Origin of the sequence: Nocardia mexicana NBRC 108244, from assembly GCF_001613165.1 — a bacterium.
In the GTDB taxonomy this organism is placed as follows: domain Bacteria; phylum Actinomycetota; class Actinomycetes; order Mycobacteriales; family Mycobacteriaceae; genus Nocardia; species Nocardia mexicana.
In genome coordinates this window covers 163,039-186,680 of record NZ_BDBV01000044.1, presented here as the reverse complement: position 1 = coordinate 186,680, position 23,642 = coordinate 163,039, and the positions used below count along the sequence as shown (strand labels likewise).

Here is a 23,642-nt window from a genome sequence, read left to right as displayed (position 1 = left end):
GCGCCGCGGTCGTCGCGCGCCTGCCGCTGCGCGACGACGAGCTGGGCCCGACCCCGCGCGATTGGCGGCAGGCCGCCGCCTGGAGCGGCGAGCCGGACCGCAGGCACGCCTCGCTGCAGCTGGACATCACCATGCTGCTGCTGGCCCGCTGCGCCGGTGAGCCGTTCGGCTGGCAGGGGCAGCAGGACGGACGCCTGGTCAACAACATCGTCCCCTCCCCCGGCCACGAGCACGAGCAGTCCGGCGCGTCCAGCACCACCCTGCTCACCCCGCACACCGAGGACGCCTTCCATCCCCGCCGCGCGCACCTGCTCATGCTGGGCTGCCTGCGCAATCCGGACCGGGTGGGCACCACGGTGTCGTCCGTGCGGGAGGTCCGGCTGGACGACGACCAGCGCCGCCGGTTGAGCGAGCCGAGGCTGCCGATTCTGCCGGATGTGTCCTACGGCACCGACTTCCACCAGTACCCGGCCGCCCCGGTGGCCACCGTCGGCGACGACGAGGGCCGCCCGACGCTGCGCTACGACCCCGCCTACACCCCGCTCGACGACGCCGACGCCGAATTCCGCAGCGCCTACGCCCATCTCGGCGCCGAGCTGGAGCGGGTGTGCCGCACCCCCGTGCTGGCGCCGGGCGAGCTGCTGCTGGTGGACAACGACGTCGTGGTGCACGGGCGGGTACCGTTCACCCCGCGGTACGACGGGACCGACCGCTGGCTCAAGCGGGTCAACATCCGCCTGCCCCGCCGCCGCGCCGCGGCCGAGGCCGGGGAGAGCGGTTACGGGCAGGCGACGGTCACGCCGTTCGGCACGAAATACGCTGAGACACCGGAAGTATCCCCAGGATGAACCCACCCCCGATGAACCGAGGAAGCCAGTGACTACCCGACCGATACCGCTGCGCGTACTCAGCCGCAGCGATCTCGCCGACGTTCCGATCACACCGGTAGACGTGGTGCGCGCTGTCGAGGAGGCGTATCTGGCTCTGGCATCGGGTGATTCGGATAATCCGCGCAAACTCAGCGTCGCCCATCCCGACGGCTGGTCGGTGGCCTACGCCATGCTCGGCCGCGACGGCCGCCGCCGGGTGGTGGCGATGAAGACGTCCTACAAGTTCGATCCCAGCCACGACCGCAGCACCAAGCGCTACTACACGACGATCACCCTGTACGACGACGCCACCGGCCTGCCCATCGCGATGATGGACTGCGCCCGCGTCGGCGCGCTGCGCACCCCGGCGGTCTCGGCGCTGCTGGTGCGGGAGACGATCCGCGCCGACGCGCGCAGCGTGCTGCTGATCGGCACCGGCACGCAGGGCCGGAATGCGCTGCCGCACCTGCTCGCCGCCAATCCGCAACTGAACCGGCTGATGCTGTACGGCACCCACCCCGACGGCCTGAAGGCGGTGCACGAGCAGTTGGCCGTCCACCACCCGCACACCGAGCTCGAGACGGTGTCGGATCCGTACGCGGCCGCGCGCGAGGCCGACGTGGTGCTGGCGACCGCGGGCCCCGGCACCAAGGTCGCCATCGAGTCCGACGACCTCGCGCCGGGCGCCGTGGCGGTCCTGGTCGGCTACGGCCTGGCCCCGTCGACGCTGACCGACGCCGACCGGGTGGTCGCGACCAACGCCGAGCAGATGTCGCTCACCGGCACCGATATGGCCGGTCCGGACGGCAAACTGCGCGCGGTCGACGCCGAGCTGCCGCAGATCCTGGGCCGACGCACCGCCGGTCGCACGCGAGACGACCAGCGCGTCTTCGTCTACAACAGCGGCCTGGTCCTCACCGATATCGCGGTCGCCCACGCACTCGCCGAACGCGCCATCGCCGGCGGGAGGGGCACGGAGGTGCCAATATGGGACTGAGCACCGGTGCGGCGCAGTCGAATACGGCCGGGCGGCACAAGGCGGCAGACGAGACCGGGGAGGCGGAGGACGCACATCACCACGGTCTGACGGACGGCGCACAGCAGGACAGGGGCTGGCGGCCCAGCGGCGCCACACCGGAAGGCAGTACCCGATCGGCGGATGCGGCCGAGTCCGGTGCCATTACAGCCGCCGCACTTCCGGCGCACAGCGACGAGTGGGAGCGTCGGCTGCTGGCCCATCCGGACCTGTTGGCGGACATCGCGTTTGCCGTCAGCGGGCCGTTCCATGTCATGTACCCGGCACGGGTCGGGCGCAATGTCGACGAGTTCCGGCGGGTGTTCGAGAGCGCCGGGGTCGACGGCGCGATCTACTACGGCAAGAAGGCGAACAAGGCCGCGTGCGTGGTGCGCGCCTGCGCGGAGCACGGGGCCGGGGTGGATGTCGCGAGTATCGGTGAGCTGAGTTCGGCTCTGGCGCACGGTATTCGGGGCGAGGACCTGATGGTTACCGGCCCGGCGAAGTCCGGCGAACTGCTGTGGCTGGCGGCGCGGCACGGCGCCACGATCGCCGTCGACGAGCACGCGGAGCTGGATCGCCTTGTCGCCCTGGATATTCCGGTCCGAGCGCTGCTCCGGGTGCTCCCCGAAGGATCCGCCAGCCGGTTCGGCATGACTCGCGACGAACTCGACATCGCCCTGACCCGTACCGATCTCGGGCCGGTGCGCATCGAGGGGTTCAGCTTCCACCTCTCCGGCTACGATCCGGTCCCCCGGGCCGAGCTGGCGGCCACACTGGTCGACCGCTGCCGCGAGGCGCGCGCCCTGGGCCATCCGGCGACCACCATCTCGATCGGCGGTGGCTTCGCGGTCGACTACGTATCCGGGGAGCACTGGGCCGATTTCACCGAAACCGTGACCTCCCGGCGATTCCACTCCGGCAAGAGCTTCGACTCCTACTACCCGTACCACAGCGCGGTCGCCGGTCCGGCCGCGCTGGCCGCCGTACTCGACCACCGAGACCTGGCGAAACACCTGCGCGACAACGCGATCCGCCTGGCCATCGAGCCGGGGCGCGCGCTGCTGGACCGCGCCGGATCCACCGTCTTCCGCGTGCAGGGCGCGAAAACCCGCACCGCACACGGACACCCGTATCAACTGCTCACCGTCGACGGCACCAGCCTGAGCCTGTCCGAGCAGTGGTTCGACAGCGAATACCTGCCCGATCCGGTGCTGTGGCCCACCCGCCCCGGCGCCGTCACCCCCGCGAGCGTCGGCGCGGCCACCTGCCTCGAATCCGACATGCTCAGCTGGCGGCGCATCCCGCTGCCACGGCCCGCCGCATCCGGCGACCTTCTCGTCTACCCGAATACCGCCGGTTATCAGATGGATTCCAACGAGTCGGCGTTCCACGAGTTGCCGATCCCGCCGAAGGTGGTGCTGCACGAGGCACCCGGCGGCCGGTTGCGCTGGACGCTCGACGCCGGATAGCCGACCCACACCACACCCGCACACATTTCATCCCAGTCCGAGGAGACCTGCATGGCGCTCGTCACGCGCGTGACCGACCTGATCGGCAACACCCCGCTGTTCGAGCTCGCGACCACCGATACCGGCACGCGGCTGCTGCTCAAGCTCGAGCAGTTCAACCCGACCGGCGCCGCCAAGATCCGCATGGCCCGGGAAATGGTGCTCGATGCGGAGCGTCGCGGTTTGCTGAGCGATGGCGGGCATATCATCGAGTCGACATCCGGCAACACCGGACTGGGACTGGCGGTAGTGGCGGCGGAACGCGGGTACCGCTTCACTGCGGTCGTCGACCACCACGCCTGCAAGGACAAGCTGCGCGCGATGCAAGCCATGGGAGCCGAACTCGTATTCGTCGCCGACGACGGCGACGACAGTCTGGCCACCTCGGCGCGGGAGGACCTGGCCGAGGCGATGGCCGCTGCCCGCCCCGACGCCTATTTCACCGAGCAGCACAACAACGACGCGAACGCGCTCGGCTATTACGCCGTCGCCGAGGAACTGCTGTCCGACCTGGGCCGGGTCGACATCCTGCTGTCGGCGGTGGGCACCGGCGGCTCGCTGTTCGGCACCGCCCGGCGGCTGCGCGAACTGGGCTGCCGCCCGCAGGTGATCGGCGTGGAACCGGTCGGCTCGATCGCCTTCGGCGGTCCGGGCGGGCCGTACTGGCAGTCCGGGACCGGCACGCCGCCCGGCGCCACCGTCGGCACGGCCGTGGACTATTCGCTGCTCGACGAGGGCGTCAAGGTGTCGGATGTGGAAGCATTCGCCGCGGCCCGCGCGGTGGCGAAGAAGTTGGGTTTGCTGATCGGTGGCTCGGCGGGCGGCTCGGTGCACGCCGGGCTGACCCGGCTCGAACAGTTCCCGCCGGGCTCCACCGTCGTAACGATCGTGTGCGACGGCGGCGAAAAGTATTTGGACACCGTCTTCGACGAGGACTGGATGAACGACCGCGACCTGCTGGACGAATCCACCGAGAAGGACATGCTGGAGCTGCTCGACCGCTACTCCCCCGCGCGACGAGATCTGGTGGGCGTGCGGTGATGCGGACGGGCGCGGCTGCACGGAACTTCCCCGGACGGGGAAGTAAGGTATACCTGATCAAGAGAAGTAAGGTGAACCTAAGTAAGAAGGCGATCATTCGCCAGGAGGGAGTGCCGACGTGACTCGCGCATCGACCCCTTCCGACTGGCGCAGCCTCACCACGCTGGCCACGCCGATCGCGCTGACGCAGCTGGCGCAGGTCGCGGTGTCGACCACGAATATCGCGCTGATGGGTTCGCTCGGCATCACCCAGGTCGCCGCGGGCGGCCTCGCGATCACGCTGTTCAACCAGATTCGCACCATGTGCGTCGGCCTGATCACCGCCACCGGCAACCAGGTCGCCACGGTGGCGGGCCGCGCCGAGAAGCGCAACCAGAACGCCGACGGCGAGATCCGCGAGGTGGTCCGGTCCAGCTTCCTGATCGCCACGGCCGCGGGCCTGGCCGGCGGGCTGGTTCTCGTCGTCCTGGGCTGGGCGCTGCAGTGGCTCGGGCAGGATGTCGCGGTGCTCGACGCCGCGCGGCCGATGATGGTGGCGCTGGCGCCCGGACTGCTGCCGTGCCTGTGGTTCCAGGTGATCCGCCAGTACACCGTCGGCATGCAGCAACCGCAGGCCATGCTGCTGGTGACGCTCGGCTCGGTGGGGCTGAACCTCGTTCTCGCGCTGACCTTCATGCACGGCTGGGCGGGCCTTCCGGCGATGGGCCTGACCGGCATCGGCATCGCCACCTCACTGGTCTTCCTGATCACCTTCGGCGTGTTCTGGGCGATGGTGCGCCGCGACGCCCGGCTCGGGGCGACACTGCCGGTCCGGATGTGGCCGGTGCAGTGGCGCACCATCGCCGCCGAACTGCGGCTGGGCACCCCGATCGCGCTCACCTACGGTTCCGAGGCCGGGATGTTCTCCGTGCTCGCGCTGGTGATGGGCACCATCGGCCCGGCCGCCCTGGCCGCGCACAACATCGTCTATCAGCTGGTGTACATCGTGTTCCAGGTCGCGATCGGGCTCTCGCACGGCGTGTCCATCCTGGTCAGCAAGGCCGTGGCCCGCGACGAGCACCATCGGGCGCACGGGCTGGCCTGGCTGGCGCTGAAGCAGGCCGCGGTGGTCGCGGCCGTGGTCGGCGTGCTGTACGTCGCGGCGCCGGACGCGGTGCTGCGGCCGTTCCTCACCAGCCGCGACGGCGATACCGTCGAGATCGCGCACACCCTGCTGCTGATCGCGATCGTGCTGCAGTTCTTCGACGCGGCACAGAACATCGGCAACGGGCTGCTGCGCGGTCTCAAGGACACCCGCGCGGGCTTCCGGCTGTCGCTCGTCGGCTACTGGGCTGTGGGATTGCCCACAGCGCTGCTGCTCGCCTACCCCGCCGGGCTGGGTGCCGCGGGCGTGTGGTGGGGGCTGACGGCGGGCCTGGCCGCAACCGCGGTGCTGATGCTGCGGCGCTACTTCGCCCTGCTGGACGTGCGCGAGCGGGCCGAGCCGCGGGTGCTGGCCGGTAGCTTCGGTACCTCCAGCTGACACCGAACTCTCATCTCCGCGTAAGCATGCCGTCATCGTGCGTGGGCACTTTGAGAGAAACGGCTTCGCTATTCTCGACCGGGAAATTCGAAGCCGAAGCGCTACCGCCGGGAGGAATCCGGTGCCCATCAGCAGAGTCGCGGAGTACCCGCGGCCGGACCACGTTCTCTTTCATTTCAGCGACACGCACCTGATCGCCGGTGACGACGGGCTCTACGGCGCGGTCGACGCCGAGCATCGCCTGCGGCAGCTGCTCGCGCAGGCGGAGGCGAGCAGCATCGCGCCGACCGCGATCGTATTCACCGGCGACCTCACCGATCACGGCGAACCGCTGGCCTACGGCAAGCTGCGCAAGCTGGTCGAGCCGTTCGCCGACCGGGTGGGCGCGCCGATCGTGTGGGTCACCGGCAACCACGACGATCGGGCCGTGCTGCGCGAACATCTGCTCGACGAGGACGGCTCCGCCGAACCGTTCGACCGGGTGCACATGTTCGACGGATTGCGGATCGTGGTGCTCGACACGACCGTGCCCGGGCACCACCACGGCGAGCTGACCGAGGCGCAACTGGATTGGCTGCGTTCGGTATTGGCCGAGCCGGCGCCGTTCGGGACGATCCTGACCATGCATCATCCGCCGGTGCCGTGCATCCAGGATCTCGCGGTGACGGTGGAGCTACGCGATCAGCGCCGCCTGGCCGACGTCCTCGACGGCACCGACGTGCGCAGCATCCTGGCCGGTCACCTGCACTATTCGACCACCGCGACATTCGCCGGAATCCCGGTGTCCGTGGCCACCTCGGCCTGCTACAGCCAGGATCTGGCCGTCGCCGAGGGCGGCCAGCGCGGGCGCGACGGCGCACAGAGCTTCAACTACGTGCACGTCTATCCGGACACGGTGGTGCATTCGGTGGTCCCGATCGACCGCGGCCCGACCGTCGGCCAACCGGCGACCCCCGAGGAGGCCGCCGAGCGATTGGACGAGGCGGGCATAGTCATCCCGCCCGCCTCCCGCATTCCCCAGGTCATGCAGCGACGGGCAGCCGCCCCGGAATCCGACGACGAATCGGTCTACTGATCCGCCGACGGAGTGGGGCCTCGGTTGCTACGCCGCGCCCGGCTCCAGGGCGGCCAGCGGATCCTCGTCGGTGATGCGTTCCCACGGCGCGGGATCCGGGAAATACCCCTGCAGGAATTCCGAGACCGTGCGCACCCGCTCGGCCTCCCCGATCTCCGGGAAGCTGCCGTCGTTGAGGCAGAAGAAGTCCACCTGACGGCGCTGTGCCAGGCCGTCCAGCAGGGCGAGACCGGTGTGGCTGGTGGTGTCGACGTAGCGCACCCGCGCCGTCTCCTGCGGCACCGCGCGGCCCGTCAGCAGCGCGTAGTAGTGGTAGAGCGAGTTGGTGACCGAGATATCGGTCGCCGCCCGAAATCGGCTGCGCCGGGTGCGGGTGAACTCGGCGCCGAATTCGCGCTCCATCTCCAGTAATACGCTGCGCCGCAACGGGACCGGCGTATGTTCCAGATGCCGGGTGATGACCGGGCCGAACCGGTGCGCCAGCAGCTGCCGGTTCACCCGCGCGGCATTCTCGAATCCGCTGCGCCGCTCGGTATTCGGGCCCGGACCGATGCGCGTATCCGCCTCGATGAACCGGCTGATCCCGGCCGGGGTGAAGAACATCGACGGCCGCACCGGGCGCGCGAAGAACATGTCGTCGTTGGAGTACAGGAAATGCTCCGACAGGCCCTCGATGTGCTGCAGCTGGCATTCCACCGCGTGGGAGTTGAAGACCGGCAGCCCACTGGCATCGGGGAAGTGATCCACCGCGCGCACGATCGTCACCTTCGGATCGTCGGCGAGCCAGTCGGGCACCCGCGAATCGGTGGCGATGAAAATGCGCCGGATCCACGGCGCGTTCTTGTGCACCGAGCGCAGCGCATACCTCAGCTCGTCGATCTGACGGATGCGGGCGTCGGCGTCGTCGCCCTCGCCGACGATCACCTGCGCCATCATTCCCGCACGGCGAGCGCGGAATTCGGGATCGGAGCCGTCGACCCAGGAGTACACGATGTCGATATCGAATCCGACATCGGTGGAGTGCGGCGCGAACATGCCGTCCAGCGTCGGCCAGCTGGTGTCGAACAGCAGCACCCGCGCCGGTTCGATATCGGCGAGATCGAAGACGTTGCGGGTCAAGGCGTTCGGCCGCGGGCATTCCACGGTGTCGCCGTGGTACTCCCACAGCTCGAGGTCGACGTGGTGTGCCGGATCCAGATCACGGCCGAGCCGGAATACGTTGTGCCGCACCTCGTTGCAGCGGAAACCGGCCACCATCGCCGCCCCCAGCACCCGGCGCAGCACGCCGCGGCAGGCGGAGTCGACCGCCAGCACCAGTCGATGATCGGAGTCCCGCACCAGGAGGAACGACACCTCCAGGGCCATCAGTTCGCCCCGCAGGTACCGCAGATCGTCGACCACCGCCGTCGACACCGCCATATTCGCCACCGCGGCGCCTCCGGCCCGCCCGGTCGTCCCCATCGCATCGAATTCCGCCATCACCATCTCCTGCCTCGTACTCCGCGTACACGTCTTGATGCCCTCCGCCTGACGGCGGAGGGCTTGAAGGATGCTGGGCGCGCGTTACAAGAAGCCGCGCGAGGCGAGACTGTTCGGGAATGCCGCCCACAGTCGGTACCGGAATCCCATGTGCTCTCACCTCACTCGTGTTCGGACGCGCGGAGGCGTCACATGAATGTTGCTGCGTTCGTCTGCACCGGGAATCGGTGAGCGACTCGCTTCACCGGGCGATCATCGGCCGGTTACGTGCGTGGCCCCGAGAGTTCGGGGAGCTGTAACGAATGATGAGGCCGTCGGGCTCGTTCGTCAAATACCGAGGGCGCAGGTCCCGCGCAATTTTCACATCCGTAACCGCGTACGTGCCGAATCGCCGAGAACGTCCCGCTCGAGGCGCCCCAGCCAGTGTACAAGTTAGGATAGGCTCACCAATTGTTCAGGTGGAGACTATGTGAGGAGACAGCGTGCGGGTGGTGATCCTGTTCGGGACGGAGATGGGGACCGCGGAGCGAACGGCCGAGGCCGTCGCGGATGTGCTGGCGGCGAGCCACGATGTCGCGATCTACGACATGTCCGACTTCGATGCCGACGATCTGGATATCCGGGACTTCCACATCGTCGTCTGTTCCACCTACGGCTCGGGCGACCTGCCCACCGGCGCCGAGCCGTTCTTCGCCCAGCTCGACGACCGCCTGCCCGATCTCACCGGCCTGCGGTTCGCGGTATTCGGCCTCGGCGACAGCGTCTACGACGACACCTTCAACCGCGGCGGGGAGATCTGCGCCGAGAAGTTCGCGGGCCTCGGCGCCACCCAGGTCGGCGAGCACGCCCGGTACGACGCCTCCACCCCGATCCGACCCCGGGACCAGGCGGTCGAATGGGCCCGCACATTGCCGATCGGCACCCTGACCAGCGCCTGAGCCAGGCGTGGAGAGGCTAACCTTCGTCATCGCGGCCGGTATACACCCCAGCGAGCAAGCGGCACAACGGTTTACACTGCAATCAACGCGTGGTCCAGCCCGCCGCGCGAGCCGACCGTGAGGTGACACAACATGGTAGCCGGAGCCCGGGAACGTCAAGAGCCCTCGACGGAGCATCCCGAACTGGATGCTCTGCCCGAATGGCCACTCGACACGATCGCGGTGCTGGTGACGAGCGATCCCCTACCGCACGCCATTCCGGTGTCGTGGCCGGTGCGCGCCGGTGACCGCCGAATCCTGCTGAGCCTCAAATCCGATCGCGGATCGCTGGCCCGGCTGCGCAAGCGACCGGATGTCGCGCTGCTGATCCTCGGCGGCGGCAATGTGGCGCTGTGCGCCCGCGGGATCGCGCGGGTGGTGGCCGATCCGCTGCCCGAAGCCGACGACTACGTGGCCGTCGCCATCGATGTCGAGGTGATCGACGACCATCGCCAGTCCGCGTTCGAGGTCGCCGCCGGAATTCAGCGCCAGGTGCTCGACGAGTCCGAACTGAAGTACCTCGAATCGCGTGTCGCGACGCTGCGCGCGATGGCCGAGAACCAGAATTGATCCCATGATCGCTGCTTTTTCGGTCGCCCCGCTCGGCACCGGTGAGGATGTCGGGCGCGCCGTCGCCGAGGCCGTGCGCGTTGTGCGCGCCAGCGGCCTGCCCAACGAGACGACCGCCATGTTCACCTCGATCGAGGGCGAATGGGACGAGGTGATGGCCGTGATCAAGCGGGCCACCGATGCCGTCATGGCCGTCTCTCCGCGCTGCAGCCTGGTGATCAAGGCGGACATCCGGCCGGGGGTGACCGACGGTCTCAGCTCGAAGGTGGAGAGCGTGGAGCGCTACCTCGCCGAGGGGTGAGCCGCCGGGTCTCGATGGGGACCGTGCCGTGCGGCGTCGGCCCGGGCGACGTGTGACCGCTCAGCGGGCATCCGCGGCCAGACCGAATCCGAGCGCGATCAGCACGGCCGCCAGTGCGCGTTCGACTCGCTGGCGAATTCCACTGCGGCGCAGCCAGTTTCCCGCCCGATCGGCGGCGAGCACGACGCCGACGCACCAAGCGGAGTCGATCACCAGCTGGATGACCGCCAGGATCAGCACGGTCGGCAGGACCGGGCCGGAGTCCGGCAGGAACTGCGGCAGGATCGTCAGGCCGAACACCGCCGCCTTGGGGTTGGCGGCGATCGAGATCAGCGACGCCTTGAATGCCGCCACCGGAGTACGCCCGGACGGCAGCACCTTCGTCATGGCCGCGCCGAAACCGTCGTCGCGCCGCGCACCCCGCCACGCCTGCACCCCGAGCCAGATCAGTACCAGCGCGCCGACGATGTGCACGGCGGTGTTCATCACCTGATTCGCGATGAGCAGCGCCGACAGCCCCGCACCACCGGCGAGCGTCCAGCCGAAGACCCCGATCTCGTTGCCCGCCACCGCCGCCAGCCCCGCCGCGCGCCCATCGCGCACCGACCGCTGCAGAAACAACGCGGTGGCCGGGCCGGGCAGTGCGGCCAGCACCAGGCATGCGATCAGGAACTGCGGCAAGACGGAAACCCAGTGCGGCATCCCCCGATCCTGACACGCCGCCGCACGGCCGACCACCGAATTTAACCCCGCGAACCCGAGTGCGCATCAACCCTTCTCGCACCCCGCGGTCACTCCCGCACCTCGCTCTCCGGACCGATCGTCAGGGCGGACCGCCTACCCCCGCGAGCGCCGTGGCCACCACCGCGTCGGCGTACTGCTCGGTGAGCGGGGCCGTGCCGAACAGCCACCGGTGTTGCAGTGGGCCCCAGATCAGGTCGATCGCGACCTCCAGGTCCGCATCGGGCCGCAGCTGGCCGATGTTCTGCGCCGAGCGCAGCCGACGGAGCTTGGCCTCCCGTAGCGGGATGTCCAGGCGCTCGCGGAAGGCGGCGGCCAGGTCGGGATCGCGAAGCATCTCGGCGGTGAGGGCCCGCATGGGATCGCTGAGGCGGGGGTCGTTCAGTTCGGCGACCGTGGCGCGCAGCACCGTCCGGAGGTCGGCGGCCAGATCGCCGGTGTCGGGGAGGTCGATGGTGCCGTCGGCGTCGGCGTGGTCGCCCTCGGCCGCGGTCTCGCTCAGGCTCAGCAGCGCGTCGAGCAGGACCGCCCCCTTCGAGGGCCACCACCGGTAGATCGTCTGCTTACCCGCGCCGGCGCGTGCCGCGATCGCGTCGATGGACACCCGGGGATATCCGACCTCGAGGGTCAGGTCCCACGCCGCGTCGAGGATGGCGCGGCGGGTGACCTGATTGCGGCGCGCCGCCACCGGAGACTTCGCGCGCGCCGCACCGTCGGGAGCCTGGGCCTGCTGCGACTTCGTCATAACAACCAGAATAGCGCGAGACGAGACGATTCGTCTTGCGAAAATCTCCATCCTTCAGTACCGTCTTCAACACAAGACGAGACGGATCGTCTCGTAGAGAAATTGGAGGCGCCACGTGACCACCCCTGCATCGACCACCAGCCCTCGTCCCGCCGCGGGTTCGCGCGTCTGGTTCATCACGGGCGCCAGCCGCGGCCTCGGCCGGGCGTTCACCGAGGCCGCGCTCGCCGCCGGCGATCGGGTGGCGGCGGCCGCCCGCAATGTCGAGCCGCTCGCATCGCTCGCCGCCGACCATCCCGACCGGCTGCTGACCCTGCCCCTGGATGTCACCGATCGTGCCGCCGTGCACACTGCGGTCGCGACGACGGTCGACCGTTTCGGCGGGCTCGACGTCGTGGTGAACAACGCCGGATATCTGGCGATGGGCATGATCGAGGAGTTCACCGAGGAGCAGGCCCGCGCCCAACTGGAGACCAACTTCTTCGGGCCGCTGTGGGTGAGCCAAGCGGTGCTGCCGCATCTGCGGGCCGGAGGGTCCGGGCACATCGTGCAGATCTCCAGCGTCGGCGCGCTCGCCGGAGCGCCGCTGACCGGCATGTACGGCGCCAGCAAGCGGGCCCTGGAGGGTATGAGCGAGGCCCTGGCGGGCGAGGCCGCCGCATTCGGCGTCAAGGTCACCGTCGTCCAGCCCGGCGGCTACTGGACCGGCCTGTACACCACCGGCCTGACCGCAACGGAACCGCTGGACGCCTATGCCCCGCTGCGCGCCGAGCTCGAGAAGCAGTACGCCGAGGGATCGATCGACAGCCTCCCCGAGCTGGCCGCCCGTGCCCTGATGACGATCGTCGACAGCGACAACCCACCGGCCCGGCTCGCACTCGGCAGCTTCACCTACGACCTGGCCGCCACGGTCGCCGAGCAGCATCGGGCCGAGTACGCGGCATGGGAATCGGTCAGCCGCGCCGCCGAGGAGGCCGCTCCGATGCCCGAGGGTTACCTCTCATGACGAAAGTTCCGCTCCTGCGGGGCCCGTGCTACCCGCCGAGAGCGCCCAGTGCCTGCATCATGCCCAGGCCGTCGGAGACGACCCAGTACTCGGCGAGCCGCCCGTTCTCGATGCGGAAGATGTCCTGGCCGCTGAAGGCGATCCGGGTACCGGACGGCACGGTCGCACCGGGAATACCCTCCCGGTAGGACCCGTGGAAGGTCCAGCGGGCGGCGACCATGTCGCCGCCGATCACCGGCCCGACATCCAGGGTGTTCTCGATATCGTCGAAGTACCCGTAGGACTGCTCGATCTGCTCGACGACCCCCTTCGGGCCGTGCACATCCAGTGACGGCCAGTGGCCCACGAAGCCGGGCGTGAAGATCTCCTCCACATCGGTGTAGTCGCGGTACCACACCCCGAACAACCAGCGGTGATAAAGCGTATCGATATCCATACCGCCATTTTGCGTACATGTACGCAATAGTCAAGCGGTCCCGGTCAGCGCATGCACCAGAAGCGCGAGATCCGCGGCGAAATGATCGCGCCGATCCGGAGCGGTCCAGTACTCGCGCAAAGCGGCCAGCGTCGGATGCTCGCCCGGGTCGGCACCGGCCGGAACGCTGACCTGATACTGCTCCCGGCCGGGCGGGTGCACGGTCGCGGCGCGCTGCCGAAGATCACCGAGCGTGAATGCCCAGACGATCCGGTTGGCCGTCGCGGCCTGGTCCAGCGTGAGGCCCGATGCCTGCCATGCGTCGTAGATCGCCTCGAGCAACCAGACGATCGACGGCGCCATCAGGTCGCCGCGGGCCAGCACGTCCACGATCCAGGGTCGCGCCGCCAGCTGATCGTGCTGCCACGTCAGCAACGCCACCAGCCGCTCCCGCGGATCTTCGGGCAAGTCGGGCCGCGGCAACTCGCCGACGACCCGATCCAGCAACAGAATCAGCAGTTCGTCCTTGCTCCCGACGTGCCGGTACAGGCTCATCGGCGCGGCCTCCAACGCATCGGCAACCCGCCGCATCGTCAGCGCCCGATCCCCCTCCCGGCCAACGATCTCCAACGCCGTCTCGACAATCCGCTCCCGCGACAGCCGCGCAGGCCGCCCCCGCCGCACCGCCCCGGCCGCGCGCCTTCCCCTCGTGCCACCCTCACTCACAACCAGCAGTCTGGCAGCTCACAACCACACAATCCCCCAACACCCACATGGCGATCCCACGAACAACCCAGCATGTGTACACGGCACGTGTACACTTTTGTCATGGCCGAGATCAGCATCCGCGAACTGCGGGCCAACCTCGCCCGCTACATCAACGACGCTCAGGACGGCGATGAGGTGATCATCCTTCGTGATGGGAAGCCCGCCGCCGCCCTCGTACCGTTGGAGATGGTGGAAGCGTTCGATGCCGCCGAAGACGAAATGCTCGCCCGCACCGCGCGGCAAAGGCTGGCAGAGAATGAACCGACCGTGTCCATGGCCGAAGTGATCGCTGATCTCTTCGGGGATCGGAAGTGAAGTACACCTTCGAATTCGACCCCGCCGCACGGCGCGAACTCCGCACGATAGACCTGACCGATGCACGCCGCATCCTGCTCGCGATCACCGCGCTCGGCGACGACCCGTACGCGCCGGATCTGGACGTGAAGAAGCTTTCCGGCGACGACGGGCTGTACCGATTGCGGGTGGGCCGTTTTCGAGTTGTCTATCGCATCGATAACGGCCGACTGGTGATTCTGGTGGTTGCGGTGGGCCGGCGCCGGGACATCTACCGCGGCTTGTAACTGTTTTCGGCGGATTCAGTTCGGCCAGTGCGTGTTCCAGTCGGCGGCGGTGAGGGGTGTGCGCTCGCCGCGGGCGGATTCGGCCGCGTCCTCGGCGGCGCGGATCTGGGCGGCGAAGGCCAGGGTTGCCTTGCGTAGGCGCTCTTCGGCGCTGTCGTCGCCGCCCAGGTGCACCACCCGGAGTTCGTCGGGGATCAGGTTTTCGGGCAGGCCCGCCTTCAGGCTGCGGGTGCGGATCTTTTCCGCCAGGGCCAGGGCCGGTTGGGCCATGGCGATGCCGTCGAGGCAGGAGCGGCGGGCCTTCTCGCTGGTTTTCCGTTCCTCCCAGGCACTTTCCTGGGCGGCGATCTTCTCCTCGACACTCGCGCCGGGGTCGATTCCGCCATCGAGCAGATGGGGGCTGCGGTGGGTCAGCTTCGCCACCAGCGCGGCGGCCACGTCGTCGACGGTGAATTCGCCTGCGGCCTCGGCGATCCGGGAGTGGAACAAGACCTGCAGCAGCAGGTCGCCCAGCTCCTCCCGGATGGTCTCCACATCGCCGTGCTGGATGGCGTCGAGCAGCTCGTAGGTCTCCTCCAGCAGGTACGGCCGCAGCGAGTCGTGGGTCTGGGTGACCTCCCAGCCGCCGAAACTCCACAGCCGGTCCATCACCTCGACCGCCTCGGCGAGGCCGTGCGCCAGTCGCGCCGAATCCGCGGCGGCGGGATCGGCGCCGTTACCCGCACTCATCGCGCCGCCATCACCTCGGTGGCGACGCGCAGATCGACTGTGCCCTGGGGCTTTCCGTCCAGCGCCAGCAGCAGATCGGCGACGAACTGCAGCACCTGCACATCCCGCACCCGCGCCGCGCCGACGCTGTCCTCCACCCGCGGCAGCGGCAGCTGCACGATCGAGGTGGTGGGCCGGTAGGTGGCATTGGGGTACAGGCGCTTGAGCCGCAACTGTTTCGAATCGGGCAGCTGGATCGGCGAGATCTTCAGCGTGGTGCCGGTGACACCCACCTCGGCGATGCCGTACTCGCGGCACAGCAGCCGGAGCTTGGCCACCGACACCAAACGGCCGACCTCCACCGGCAGCGGTCCGTAGCGGTCGACCAGCTCCTCGACCACCCCGGCCAGGCCCGAATCGTCCTGGGCGGCGGCGAGTTTCCGGTACGCCTCCAGGCGCAGCCGGTCGCTGGCGATGTAGTCCGGCGGGATGTGCGCGTCCACCGGCAGGTCGATGCGCACCTCCTTGATCTCCTCGTCGGTGGTGATCGGCCGGCCGTCGGCGGCGGCGCGGTACGCCTCCACGGCCTCCCCGACCAGCCGGACGTAGAGGTCGAAACCGACCCCGGCCACATGTCCGGACTGTTCGGCACCGAGCACGTTGCCCGCGCCGCGGATCTCGAGGTCCTTCATCGCCACCGCCATACCGGCGCCCAGATCGGAGTTCTGGGAGATGGTCGCCAGGCGGTCGTAGGCGGTTTCGGTGAGCGGCTTCTCCGGCGGGTACAGGAAGTAGGAGTATCCGCGCTCGCGACTGCGGCCCACCCGCCCGCGCAGCTGGTGCAGTTGCGACAGGCCCAGCGCGTCGGCGCGCTCCACGATCAGCGTGTTGGCGTTGGAGATGTCCAGCCCCGTCTCGATGATGGTGGTACACACCAGCACGTCGTATTCGCGCTCCCAGAAGCCCTGCACCGTCTTCTCCAGCCGGTCCTCGTTCATCTGGCCGTGCGCGACCACCACCCGGGCCTCGGGCACCAGCTCACGAATGTGCCTGGCGGCCTTGTCGATCGACGACACCCGATTGTGCACGTAGAACACCTGGCCGTCGCGCAGCAGCTCGCGGCGGATCGCGGCGGCGACCTGCTTGTCGTTGTAGGAGCCGACGTAGGTGAGCACCGGATGGCGCTCCTCGGGCGGGGTGAGGATGGTCGACATCTCGCGGATGCCCGCCAGGCTCATCTCCAGGGTGCGCGGAATCGGGGTGGCCGACATGGTCAGCACGTCGACGTGGGTGCGCAGCGCCTTGATGTGCTCCTTGTGCTCGACGCCGAACCGCTGCTCCTCGTCGATGATGACCAGGCCGAGCTCCTTCCACCGGATCCCGGTCTGCAGCAGGCGGTGCGTGCCGACGACGATGTCGACGTCGCCGGAGGCCATGCCCTCCAGCACCTCTCGCGATTCGCCCGGATCGGTGAAGCGCGACAGGCCCTTCACCGTCACCGGGAATCCGCCGACCCGTTCGAGGAAGGTCTGCAGATGCTGCTGCGCCAGCAGCGTCGTCGGCACCAGGACCGCGACCTGCTTACCGTCCTGCACCGCCTTGAACGCCGCCCGCACCGCGATCTCGGTCTTGCCGTAGCCGACGTCGCCGCAGATGACGCGGTCCATCGGGACCGCCTTCTCCATATCGGACTTCACCTCGGCGATGGCGGTCAGCTGGTCGACGGTCTCGGTGAAGGCGAACGCGTCCTCCATCTCCTGCTGCCACGGCGTGTCGGGGCCGAAGGCGTGGCCGGGGGCGGCCTGCCGGGCCGCGTACAGCTGCACCAGCTCGGTGGCGATCTCCCGAACCGCTTTGCGCGCCTTGCGTTTCGTATTCGCCCAGTCGGAGCCGCCCAGCTTCGAGAGGCCGGGCATCTCGCCGCCCACGTACCGCGACAGTTGATCCAGCGAGTCCATCGGCACGTACAGCCGGTCCCCCGGCTGCCCGCGCTTACCGGGCGCGTACTCGATCACCAGGTACTCGCGGCGCGCCCCGCCGACGGTGCGCTCGATCATCTCCACGAACCGGCCGATGCCGTGCTGATCGTGCACCACCAGATCGCCCGCGGACAGCGCCAGCGGGTCCACCTGGTTGCGGCGGCGCGCGGGCAGCTTCTTGCCCTCGGCGGGTGCGGTGACCCGGTTGCCGGTGAGGTCGGATTCGGCGACGACGACGAGCTTGGCGTCGTCGAACACGATGCCGTCGTGCAGCGATCCGCACAGCACCCCGACCAGCCCGGGCACCGGCTCGGCGCCCGGATCCAGCGCGGCCGCGGGCACCTCGGCGTCGGCGAGACGCTCCTGGATGCGCTGCGCCGTACCGTGTCCGGCGACGACGATCACGGCGCGGCCGCCGGTGGACACGTGGGCGCGCAGCGAGGCGAATACCGTCGCCACCAGCTCCTCCGAGCCGCGGGCGGCGGGCGCGGCGAGCACCGGCAGCACCACCTCGGCGGGATCGTCGGCGGCCAGCGGGCTCAGTGTCCACCACGGCAGGTCGCGGGCGTCCGCGCTCGCGTGGATCACGTCCAGCCCTCGGTAGGACGAGGCCGCCAGGTCCAGGCCGTGCGCTCCCAGCGGCGCCGCGCCGCCGAACGAGGCCGCGGTCCACGACGCCTCCAGGAACTCCTGCCCGGTGCGGACCAGGTCGGCGGCGCGGGTGCGGACCTTCTCCGGATCACACAGCAGCACATGGGTTTGCGGCGGCAGCACCTCGGTGAGCAGCTGCAGGCCCTCCGGCCGCAGCACCGGCAGCAGCGCCTCCATGCCCTCGACCGGAATGCCCTGGGAGAGCTTCTCCAGCATCTCGACCAGCGCCGCGTCGGCCGGGTTCTCCGCGGCCACCTCGGAGGCCCGCAACCGCAGGTCGTCGGTCAGCAGCAGCTCCCGGCACGGTTGCGCCACAACGACATCCACCTCGACCTCGGGCAGCGACCGCTGGTCGGCCACCGAGAACGGGCGCAGCTCGGTGACCTCGTCGCCCCAGAACTCCACGCGCACCGGGTGGTCGGCGGTCGGCGGGAAGAGGTCGAGAATGCCGCCGCGCACGGCGAATTCGCCGCGCTTGCCGACCATGTCGACCCGCTCGTAGGCGAATTCCACCAGGCGCGTAATGATGTCCTCAAAGCTTTCCCCGGCACGCATTTGGCCGGGGTCCGAGCCGACCTGCAGCGCGATCGGCTCGATATCGCCGAGCCCGGCCGCCATCGGCTGCATCAGCGAGCGCACCGTGGTCACCACCACGCGCAGCGGCTCCGGCTGCACCGGATCTTCCGGATGCGCCAGCCTGCGCAGCACCTGCAACCGGCGGCCGACCGTATCCGCGCTCGGCGACAGCCGCTCGTGCGGCAGCGTCTCCCACGACGGGAACAGCGCCACGCCGTCGCCGAGGATCTCGCTCAGCTCGACGGTCAGATCATCGGCCTCGCGCCCCGTCGCCGTCACCACCACCAGCGGCCGCTGCCCGGCGATCGTCGCGGCCACGAACGGCCGCACCGCCGACGGCGCCACCAACTGCACGGGCGACCGCCCGATCAGGTCCTCGACCTGCGACAGTGCGACGTCGGCACCGGCCACCGCGGCCAGTCCCGCAAGAGGTGGGCGATGGGTGGGCATGAGGCAGACTCCTGGCGCAGATCAGCGAAGTAGGGCGGCCAACCGAGTCTAGCCATCCCCTCCGACAACCCTCCCGACCCGGTCACTCCCGCTGGCAGTGCGGCCAGAAGCTCAGCAAATCACGGCACGTAGCGGCGTAATCGGCGCGCCGCGAACTCCCGGAAGTACGCCACCTTCTCGTCCGGGACGATCGACGGCAGCAGGAAGTACCACACGCGTTCCATGCGGGTGGCCATCTGATCGATGGAGTCGGTGCCGACGGCGGTGATGTGCACGCCGGAGGACATCTCCTGCAGCAGCAGGCCGATGGTGTCGGGCTCCAGATCCGGCTTCAGGTCGCCCTGCGCGATGGCCCGCTCGGCCAGCAACCGGTGCGTCTCACCCCAGGTCTTGGCGATGTTCTCGCCGCTCGCCCCGCGGTAGTCGCCGATCTGGTGGGTGAGCTTGAGCATGGCGCCCACCATCGGATCGTTCATGGTGAGGTCGGCGACCACGTAGGTGATGCCGATGCTCGCCTCGAGCGCGGGCACCCGGGGATCGAAGAATCCCTGGCAGGCGCTCACCAGCCGCTCGTTGCCCTGATCCACCACGGCGCGCGCCAGCTCCTCCTTGGAGCCGAAGTGAAAGTACAAGGCGCCCTTGGTCACATTGGACTGCGCGATAATCTCGCTCAGGCTCGCATTCGCATAACCGAGCCGCAGGAAGACATCGGCCGCGCCCGCAAGAACGGAATCGCGAGTGATCTCCGCACGCGCTTGCCTAGCCATCAGATCCGCCTGTCATCAAACCAGCCATCCTGAAGTAGACCGACATCCCGAAGTAGACCGACAACACAGCTCGAACAGCACTCGAAGGATGGGTGAACCGTACCACCCGACCGGCCCGAGTCTGTGGAATCGAGCATTCGGACCAGCCTCCTTCGCAAATTTTGGGTTAACCGTCCAGTTCTTCCCCCCGAGTCGGCGCGTCGCCCGCCCGAGGCCGCGTCGCCCGCCCGAGGCCGCGGCGCGCGCCTAGGTCGCTGTCCCGCTGGGCCATTCGGAGGCCAGTTGCGGTTCGGCCTCCAGGTGGGTGAGACCGTTCCAGCACAGGTTCACCAGGTGCGCGGCGACCACCTCCTTGGAGGGCTGCCGCTCGTCCAGCCACCAGGTCGCGGCCGTCGCCACCATCCCGACCAGCGCCTGCGCGTAGAGCGTGGCGAGGCTCGTGTCGAAGCCGCGCCGTTCGAAATCACCGCCGAGAATATGGGCCACCTGATTGACCGCCTCGTTCAACAGGCTCGAGTAGGTGCCCACGGCGGCCGAGACCGGTTGGTCGCGCATCAGGATGCGGAAGCCGTCCGTGCGCTCCTCCATGTAGGTCAGCAACGCCAGTGCCACCTGTTCCAGACGCACCCGGGAGCGGTTCTGCGTGAGCGAGGAGGTGATCATGTCCAGCAGCGTCGACATCTCCCGGTCGACGACCACGGCGTACAGGCCCTCCTTGCCCCCGAAGTGTTCGTACACAACGGGTTTGGAGACCTGGGCGCGCTGGGCGATCTCCTCGATGGAGGTGGCGTCGTAGCCGCGCTCGGCGAACAGCGCGCGGCCGATCTCGATCAGCTGCTGGCGGCGCTGGGTTCCGGTCATGCGGGGGCGCGGTGCCCGACTCGCCTCGCTCATCCCGCCGCCTCCCTGCGAATCCCGTCCCGATCGACCGATAACTCTTCCAGACGTCTCGCCCGCCGCAACTCCGGGTGGCGGTTCCCGGCCATCGGGCGGAGTGGAGCGGTTCGACGTAACGGCCTCGGCATGCGAGGATCATTCCCGCGTGCCGTGGCGCAGCGATGGATCCGAGGGGTCCGCCGGTGCGATAATCCGCCGTAGTGTAATGGCAGCACCACTGATTTTGGTTCAGTTAGTCCAGGTTCGAGTCCTGGCGGCGGAGCTCGGGGGCGCGGTGATCGAGACAGGCCGACCCGGCGACTATGGTCGGTCGGCAGCGTCCGAAAGGACCAGTGTCCGACAGGACCGAGGACAGCCCACACGAGGACAGGCAGCCGAGGGAGATCCATGCCACAGCAGACCGCCGTCGTCGTTCTCGCCGCCGGTGCCGGAACTCGAATGCGGTCGAAGACCCCGAAGGTGCTGCATTCGCTGGCCGGACGCAGCATGCTCGCACACGCGTTGCATGCGGCGAACGAGATCGACCCCTCCTACCTGATCACCGTGATCGGACACGATCGCGAGCAGGTGGGCGCGGCGATGAATTCCGTTGCGGCGGAACTCGGTCGCGAGATCACGCCGGCGGTGCAGGAGCAGCAGCTGGGCACCGGGCACGCGGTGCAGTGCGCGCTGGGAGCGCTGCCGGAGGGATTCGCCGGGGATCTGCTGGTCACCTCCGCCGATGTCCCGCTGCTGGACGGCGACACGCTGTCCGCGCTGCTCGCCGAGCATCGCAGCTATCCGGAACCCTCCGCGGTGACCGTGCTGACCTTCGAACCCGACGACCCGAACGGCTACGGCCGCATCGTCCGCGACGCCGACGGCCGCATGCTCGAGATCGTCGAACACGCCGACGCGACGCCCGAGCAGGCGGCCCTCACCGAGGTCAATTCCGGCGTCTATGTATTCGACGCGACCGTGCTGCGCACCATGATCGGCCGCCTCACCACGGCCAACGCCCAGCACGAGCTGTACCTGACCGACGTGCTGAAGCTGGCGCGCCAGGCCGGGAACCCGGTGCACGGCGCGCGGCTGGTCGACTCCGCCAAGGTGACCGGGGTCAACGACCGGGTGCAGATGGCCGACGCGGCCCGGATCTTCAATCGCTACATCCTGGAACGGCACATGCGAGCCGGGGTCACCGTCATCGATCCGGCCACCACCTGGGTGGACGCCGGGGTGCGGATCGGCCGCGACGCCACACTGCGCCCGGGAGTGCAGCTGCTGGGGAACACGGTTATCGGCGAGGACGCCGAGATCGGCCCCGATTCCACGCTCACCGATGTGGTGGTCGGCGACGGGGCGGCCGTGGTGCGCACGCACGGCCAGGGCGCGACCATCGGCCCGGGCGCGAACATCGGCCCCTTCGCCTATCTGCGGCCGGGGACCATCGTCGGCACGTCCGGCAAGCTCGGAGCCTTCGTCGAAACCAAGAACGCCACCGTCGGCGCGCACACGAAGGTCCCGCACCTGACCTACGTCGGCGACGCGACCATCGGTGAGCACAGCAACATCGGCGCGTCGAGCGTTTTCGTCAATTACGACGGGGTGAACAAGCACCATACGGTCATCGGCTCGCACGTGAAGACGGGCAGCGACAATATGTTCGTCGCACCTGTGACGGTCGGTGACGGAGCCTATACCGGAGCAGGTACTGTGCTGCGTAGAAACGTCCCCCCGGGCGCACTGGCGGTGTCGGGCGGGGCACAGCGCAATATCGAGGGCTGGGTGCAGCGGAACCGACCCGGGACCGCTGCGGCGCAGGCGGCGGCGGACGCAAACGCGGCCAATGACACGGCGAGTCAAGCAATCGAGCAAAAGGATGGCAACAAAGAGTGACCGCGTTCTCGACCGATAACCACAAGAACCTGATGCTGTTCTCGGGGCGCGCCCACCCCGAGTTGTCCGAGCAGGTTGCGAAGGAACTCGACGTTCCCATCACCCCGCAAACCGCCCGCGATTTTGCCAACGGAGAGACGTTCGTCCGGTTCGAGGAATCGGTGCGCGGCTCGGACGCCTTTGTGCTGCAGAGCTTCCCAGCCCCGCTGAACGAATGGCTGATGGAGCATCTCATCATGCTCGACGCGCTCAAGCGCGGCTCCGCCAAGCGCATCACGTCGGTGCTGCCGTTCTATCCCTATGCCCGGCAGGACAAGAAGCACCGCGGCCGCGAGCCCATCTCCGCCCGCCTGGTCGCCGACCTGCTCAAGACCGCGGGCGCGGATCGGATCATCACCGTCGATCTGCACACCGACCAGATCCAGGGCTTCTTCGACGGCCCGGTCGATCACATGCACGCGCTGGTGCAGCTGTCGGAGTACGTGCGCCAGCACTACACGCTCGACAACATCACCGTCGTCTCGCCGGACGCGGGCCGCGTGAAGGTCGCCGAGAAGTGGGCCGACTCGCTGGGCGGCGCCCCGGTGGCGTTCATCCACAAGACCCGCGACCCGCTGGTGCCCAACCAGGTCAAGTCGCATCGCCCCGTCGGTGACGTGGACGGCCGCACCTGCATCCTGATCGACGACATGATCGACACCGGCGGCACCATCGCCGAGGCCGTGCGCGTGCTGCGCGAGGCCGGCGCCGGTGACGTCGTCATCGCCGCCACCCACGGCGTGCTGTCCAACCCGGCGGCCGAGCGGCTGTCGGCGTGCGGCGCCCGGGAAGTGATCGTCACCAACACCCTGCCGATCACCGAGGACAAGAAGTTCCCCTCGCTGACGGTGCTGACGATCGCCCCGCTGCTGGCCCGCACCATCCGCGAGGTCTTCGAAAACGGGTCGGTGACCGGCCTGTTCAACGGCTCCGCCTAGATTTTCACCGACAGCGCCCCGTTGGTCCCTGAGTTCGGGACCGACGGGGCGCTGCCGTTTGCTCGTGAGCCCGATCGCCGCCGGTCCGGAGCGTCTGCCCTCCACTTCCTGCGCGATCGGCGGTAGCGTTGTAGGTAGTTCAC

General features: G+C 68.9%; 23 protein-coding genes and 1 tRNA gene. 15 read left to right on the top strand and 9 right to left on the bottom strand.

Annotated elements, in window-relative coordinates; genetic code table 11:
- The 6 genes from NM1_RS17895 to NM1_RS17870 form a co-directional block, all read left to right on the top strand.
- Positions 1-848: TauD/TfdA family dioxygenase (locus NM1_RS17895; RefSeq protein WP_068020908.1), on the top strand; the 848-nt coding region annotated here is incomplete at its 5' end.
- 28 nt (positions 849-876) lie between these two features.
- Positions 877-1,866 carry an ornithine cyclodeaminase family protein gene (locus tag NM1_RS17890; RefSeq protein WP_211339354.1) on the top strand — a complete coding sequence of 330 codons (990 nt, stop codon included), beginning with the start codon at positions 877-879 and terminating at the stop codon, positions 1,864-1,866.
- A complete protein-coding gene (locus NM1_RS17885) occupies positions 1,857-3,356 on the top strand; it encodes a type III PLP-dependent enzyme domain-containing protein (RefSeq protein WP_084519740.1) in 1,500 nt (499 codons plus the stop codon). Before NM1_RS17890 ends, NM1_RS17885 begins: the two co-directional genes overlap by 10 nt.
- Before the next feature lie 51 nt (positions 3,357-3,407).
- The gene (locus NM1_RS17880; RefSeq protein ID WP_068020907.1) at positions 3,408-4,436 is read left to right on the top strand and encodes a PLP-dependent cysteine synthase family protein; all 1,029 of its coding nucleotides are present in this window, start codon (positions 3,408-3,410) and stop codon (positions 4,434-4,436) included.
- Between the two features lie 118 nt (positions 4,437-4,554).
- On the top strand, positions 4,555-5,958 hold the full coding sequence (locus NM1_RS17875) for an MATE family efflux transporter (RefSeq protein WP_068020905.1): 1,404 nt from the start codon (positions 4,555-4,557) through the stop codon (positions 5,956-5,958).
- A gap of 121 nt (positions 5,959-6,079) precedes the next feature.
- On the top strand, positions 6,080-7,033 hold the full coding sequence (locus NM1_RS17870; RefSeq protein WP_114699464.1) for a phosphodiesterase: 954 nt from the start codon (positions 6,080-6,082) through the stop codon (positions 7,031-7,033).
- A 27-nt stretch (positions 7,034-7,060) separates the two neighbouring features.
- Here the strand turns inward: NM1_RS17870 and NM1_RS17865 are convergent, their stop codons facing one another.
- Positions 7,061-8,494, bottom strand: a complete 1,434-nt coding sequence (locus tag NM1_RS17865) for a stealth family protein (protein ID WP_246011018.1) — start codon at positions 8,492-8,494, stop codon at positions 7,061-7,063.
- Positions 8,495-8,994: 500 nt separating this feature from the next.
- Between NM1_RS17865 and NM1_RS17860 the strand changes: the two genes are divergently transcribed.
- From NM1_RS17860 to NM1_RS17850, 3 genes are all read left to right on the top strand, one after another.
- The gene (locus tag NM1_RS17860; RefSeq protein WP_068020901.1) at positions 8,995-9,450 is read left to right on the top strand and encodes a flavodoxin domain-containing protein; all 456 of its coding nucleotides are present in this window, start codon (positions 8,995-8,997) and stop codon (positions 9,448-9,450) included.
- Positions 9,451-9,582: 132 nt separating this feature from the next.
- Positions 9,583-10,059, top strand: coding sequence for a pyridoxamine 5'-phosphate oxidase family protein (locus NM1_RS17855; protein ID WP_068020900.1), 477 nt, complete (start codon positions 9,583-9,585; stop codon positions 10,057-10,059).
- Positions 10,060-10,063: 4 nt separating this feature from the next.
- Positions 10,064-10,360: an MTH1187 family thiamine-binding protein gene (locus NM1_RS17850; RefSeq protein WP_068020898.1), complete on the top strand. Its 297-nt coding sequence runs from the start codon at positions 10,064-10,066 to the stop codon at positions 10,358-10,360.
- A gap of 60 nt (positions 10,361-10,420) precedes the next feature.
- Here the strand turns inward: NM1_RS17850 and NM1_RS17845 are convergent, their stop codons facing one another.
- A complete protein-coding gene (locus tag NM1_RS17845; RefSeq protein ID WP_068020896.1) occupies positions 10,421-11,062 on the bottom strand; it encodes a LysE family translocator in 642 nt (213 codons plus the stop codon).
- Positions 11,063-11,183: 121 nt separating this feature from the next.
- Entirely contained in the window at positions 11,184-11,846 is a 663-nt protein-coding gene (locus NM1_RS17840) for a TetR/AcrR family transcriptional regulator (protein WP_068020894.1), read from the bottom strand.
- A 115-nt stretch (positions 11,847-11,961) separates the two neighbouring features.
- Here NM1_RS17840 and NM1_RS17835 point away from each other — a divergent pair, with 115 nt between their 5' ends.
- The gene (locus NM1_RS17835) at positions 11,962-12,852 is read left to right on the top strand and encodes an SDR family NAD(P)-dependent oxidoreductase (protein WP_068020893.1); all 891 of its coding nucleotides are present in this window, start codon (positions 11,962-11,964) and stop codon (positions 12,850-12,852) included.
- Between the two features lie 28 nt (positions 12,853-12,880).
- Here the strand turns inward: NM1_RS17835 and NM1_RS17830 are convergent, their stop codons facing one another.
- Positions 12,881-13,288, bottom strand: coding sequence for an ester cyclase (locus tag NM1_RS17830; RefSeq protein WP_068020891.1), 408 nt, complete (start codon positions 13,286-13,288; stop codon positions 12,881-12,883).
- 30 nt (positions 13,289-13,318) lie between these two features.
- Positions 13,319-13,993: a TetR/AcrR family transcriptional regulator gene (locus NM1_RS17825; RefSeq protein ID WP_068020889.1), complete on the bottom strand. Its 675-nt coding sequence runs from the start codon at positions 13,991-13,993 to the stop codon at positions 13,319-13,321.
- Positions 13,994-14,095: 102 nt separating this feature from the next.
- Here NM1_RS17825 and NM1_RS17820 point away from each other — a divergent pair, with 102 nt between their 5' ends.
- On the top strand, positions 14,096-14,350 hold the full coding sequence (locus tag NM1_RS17820) for a type II toxin-antitoxin system Phd/YefM family antitoxin (protein WP_068020887.1): 255 nt from the start codon (positions 14,096-14,098) through the stop codon (positions 14,348-14,350).
- Complete coding sequence (locus tag NM1_RS17815; RefSeq protein WP_068020885.1) at positions 14,347-14,616, top strand: type II toxin-antitoxin system RelE family toxin; 270 nt, start codon at positions 14,347-14,349, stop codon at positions 14,614-14,616. The genes NM1_RS17820 and NM1_RS17815 overlap by 4 nt, the downstream gene beginning before the upstream one ends.
- Before the next feature lie 15 nt (positions 14,617-14,631).
- Here NM1_RS17815 and NM1_RS17810 read toward each other — a convergent pair whose 3' ends face one another.
- From NM1_RS17810 to NM1_RS17795, 4 genes are all read right to left on the bottom strand, one after another.
- Positions 14,632-15,345: a nucleoside triphosphate pyrophosphohydrolase gene (locus tag NM1_RS17810; RefSeq protein ID WP_068020883.1), complete on the bottom strand. Its 714-nt coding sequence runs from the start codon at positions 15,343-15,345 to the stop codon at positions 14,632-14,634.
- Positions 15,342-18,980 carry a transcription-repair coupling factor gene (gene mfd / locus NM1_RS17805; RefSeq protein WP_068020882.1) on the bottom strand — a complete coding sequence of 1,213 codons (3,639 nt, stop codon included), beginning with the start codon at positions 18,978-18,980 and terminating at the stop codon, positions 15,342-15,344. Before mfd ends, NM1_RS17810 begins: the two co-directional genes overlap by 4 nt.
- A 119-nt stretch (positions 18,981-19,099) precedes the next feature.
- On the bottom strand, positions 19,100-19,747 hold the full coding sequence (locus tag NM1_RS17800; RefSeq protein WP_068020880.1) for a TetR family transcriptional regulator: 648 nt from the start codon (positions 19,745-19,747) through the stop codon (positions 19,100-19,102).
- Between the two features lie 246 nt (positions 19,748-19,993).
- On the bottom strand, positions 19,994-20,608 hold the full coding sequence (locus NM1_RS17795; protein WP_068020950.1) for a TetR/AcrR family transcriptional regulator: 615 nt from the start codon (positions 20,606-20,608) through the stop codon (positions 19,994-19,996).
- Between the two features lie 227 nt (positions 20,609-20,835).
- Between NM1_RS17795 and NM1_RS17790 the strand changes: the two genes are divergently transcribed.
- From NM1_RS17790 to NM1_RS17780, 3 genes are all read left to right on the top strand, one after another.
- A tRNA-Gln gene (locus NM1_RS17790) sits at positions 20,836-20,906 on the top strand.
- A gap of 125 nt (positions 20,907-21,031) precedes the next feature.
- On the top strand, positions 21,032-22,522 hold the full coding sequence (gene glmU / locus NM1_RS17785) for a bifunctional UDP-N-acetylglucosamine diphosphorylase/glucosamine-1-phosphate N-acetyltransferase GlmU (RefSeq protein ID WP_068020878.1): 1,491 nt from the start codon (positions 21,032-21,034) through the stop codon (positions 22,520-22,522).
- Positions 22,519-23,499 carry a ribose-phosphate diphosphokinase gene (locus NM1_RS17780; protein WP_068020876.1) on the top strand — a complete coding sequence of 327 codons (981 nt, stop codon included), beginning with the start codon at positions 22,519-22,521 and terminating at the stop codon, positions 23,497-23,499. The genes glmU and NM1_RS17780 overlap by 4 nt, the downstream gene beginning before the upstream one ends.
- Positions 23,500-23,642: the final 143 nt, after the last annotated feature.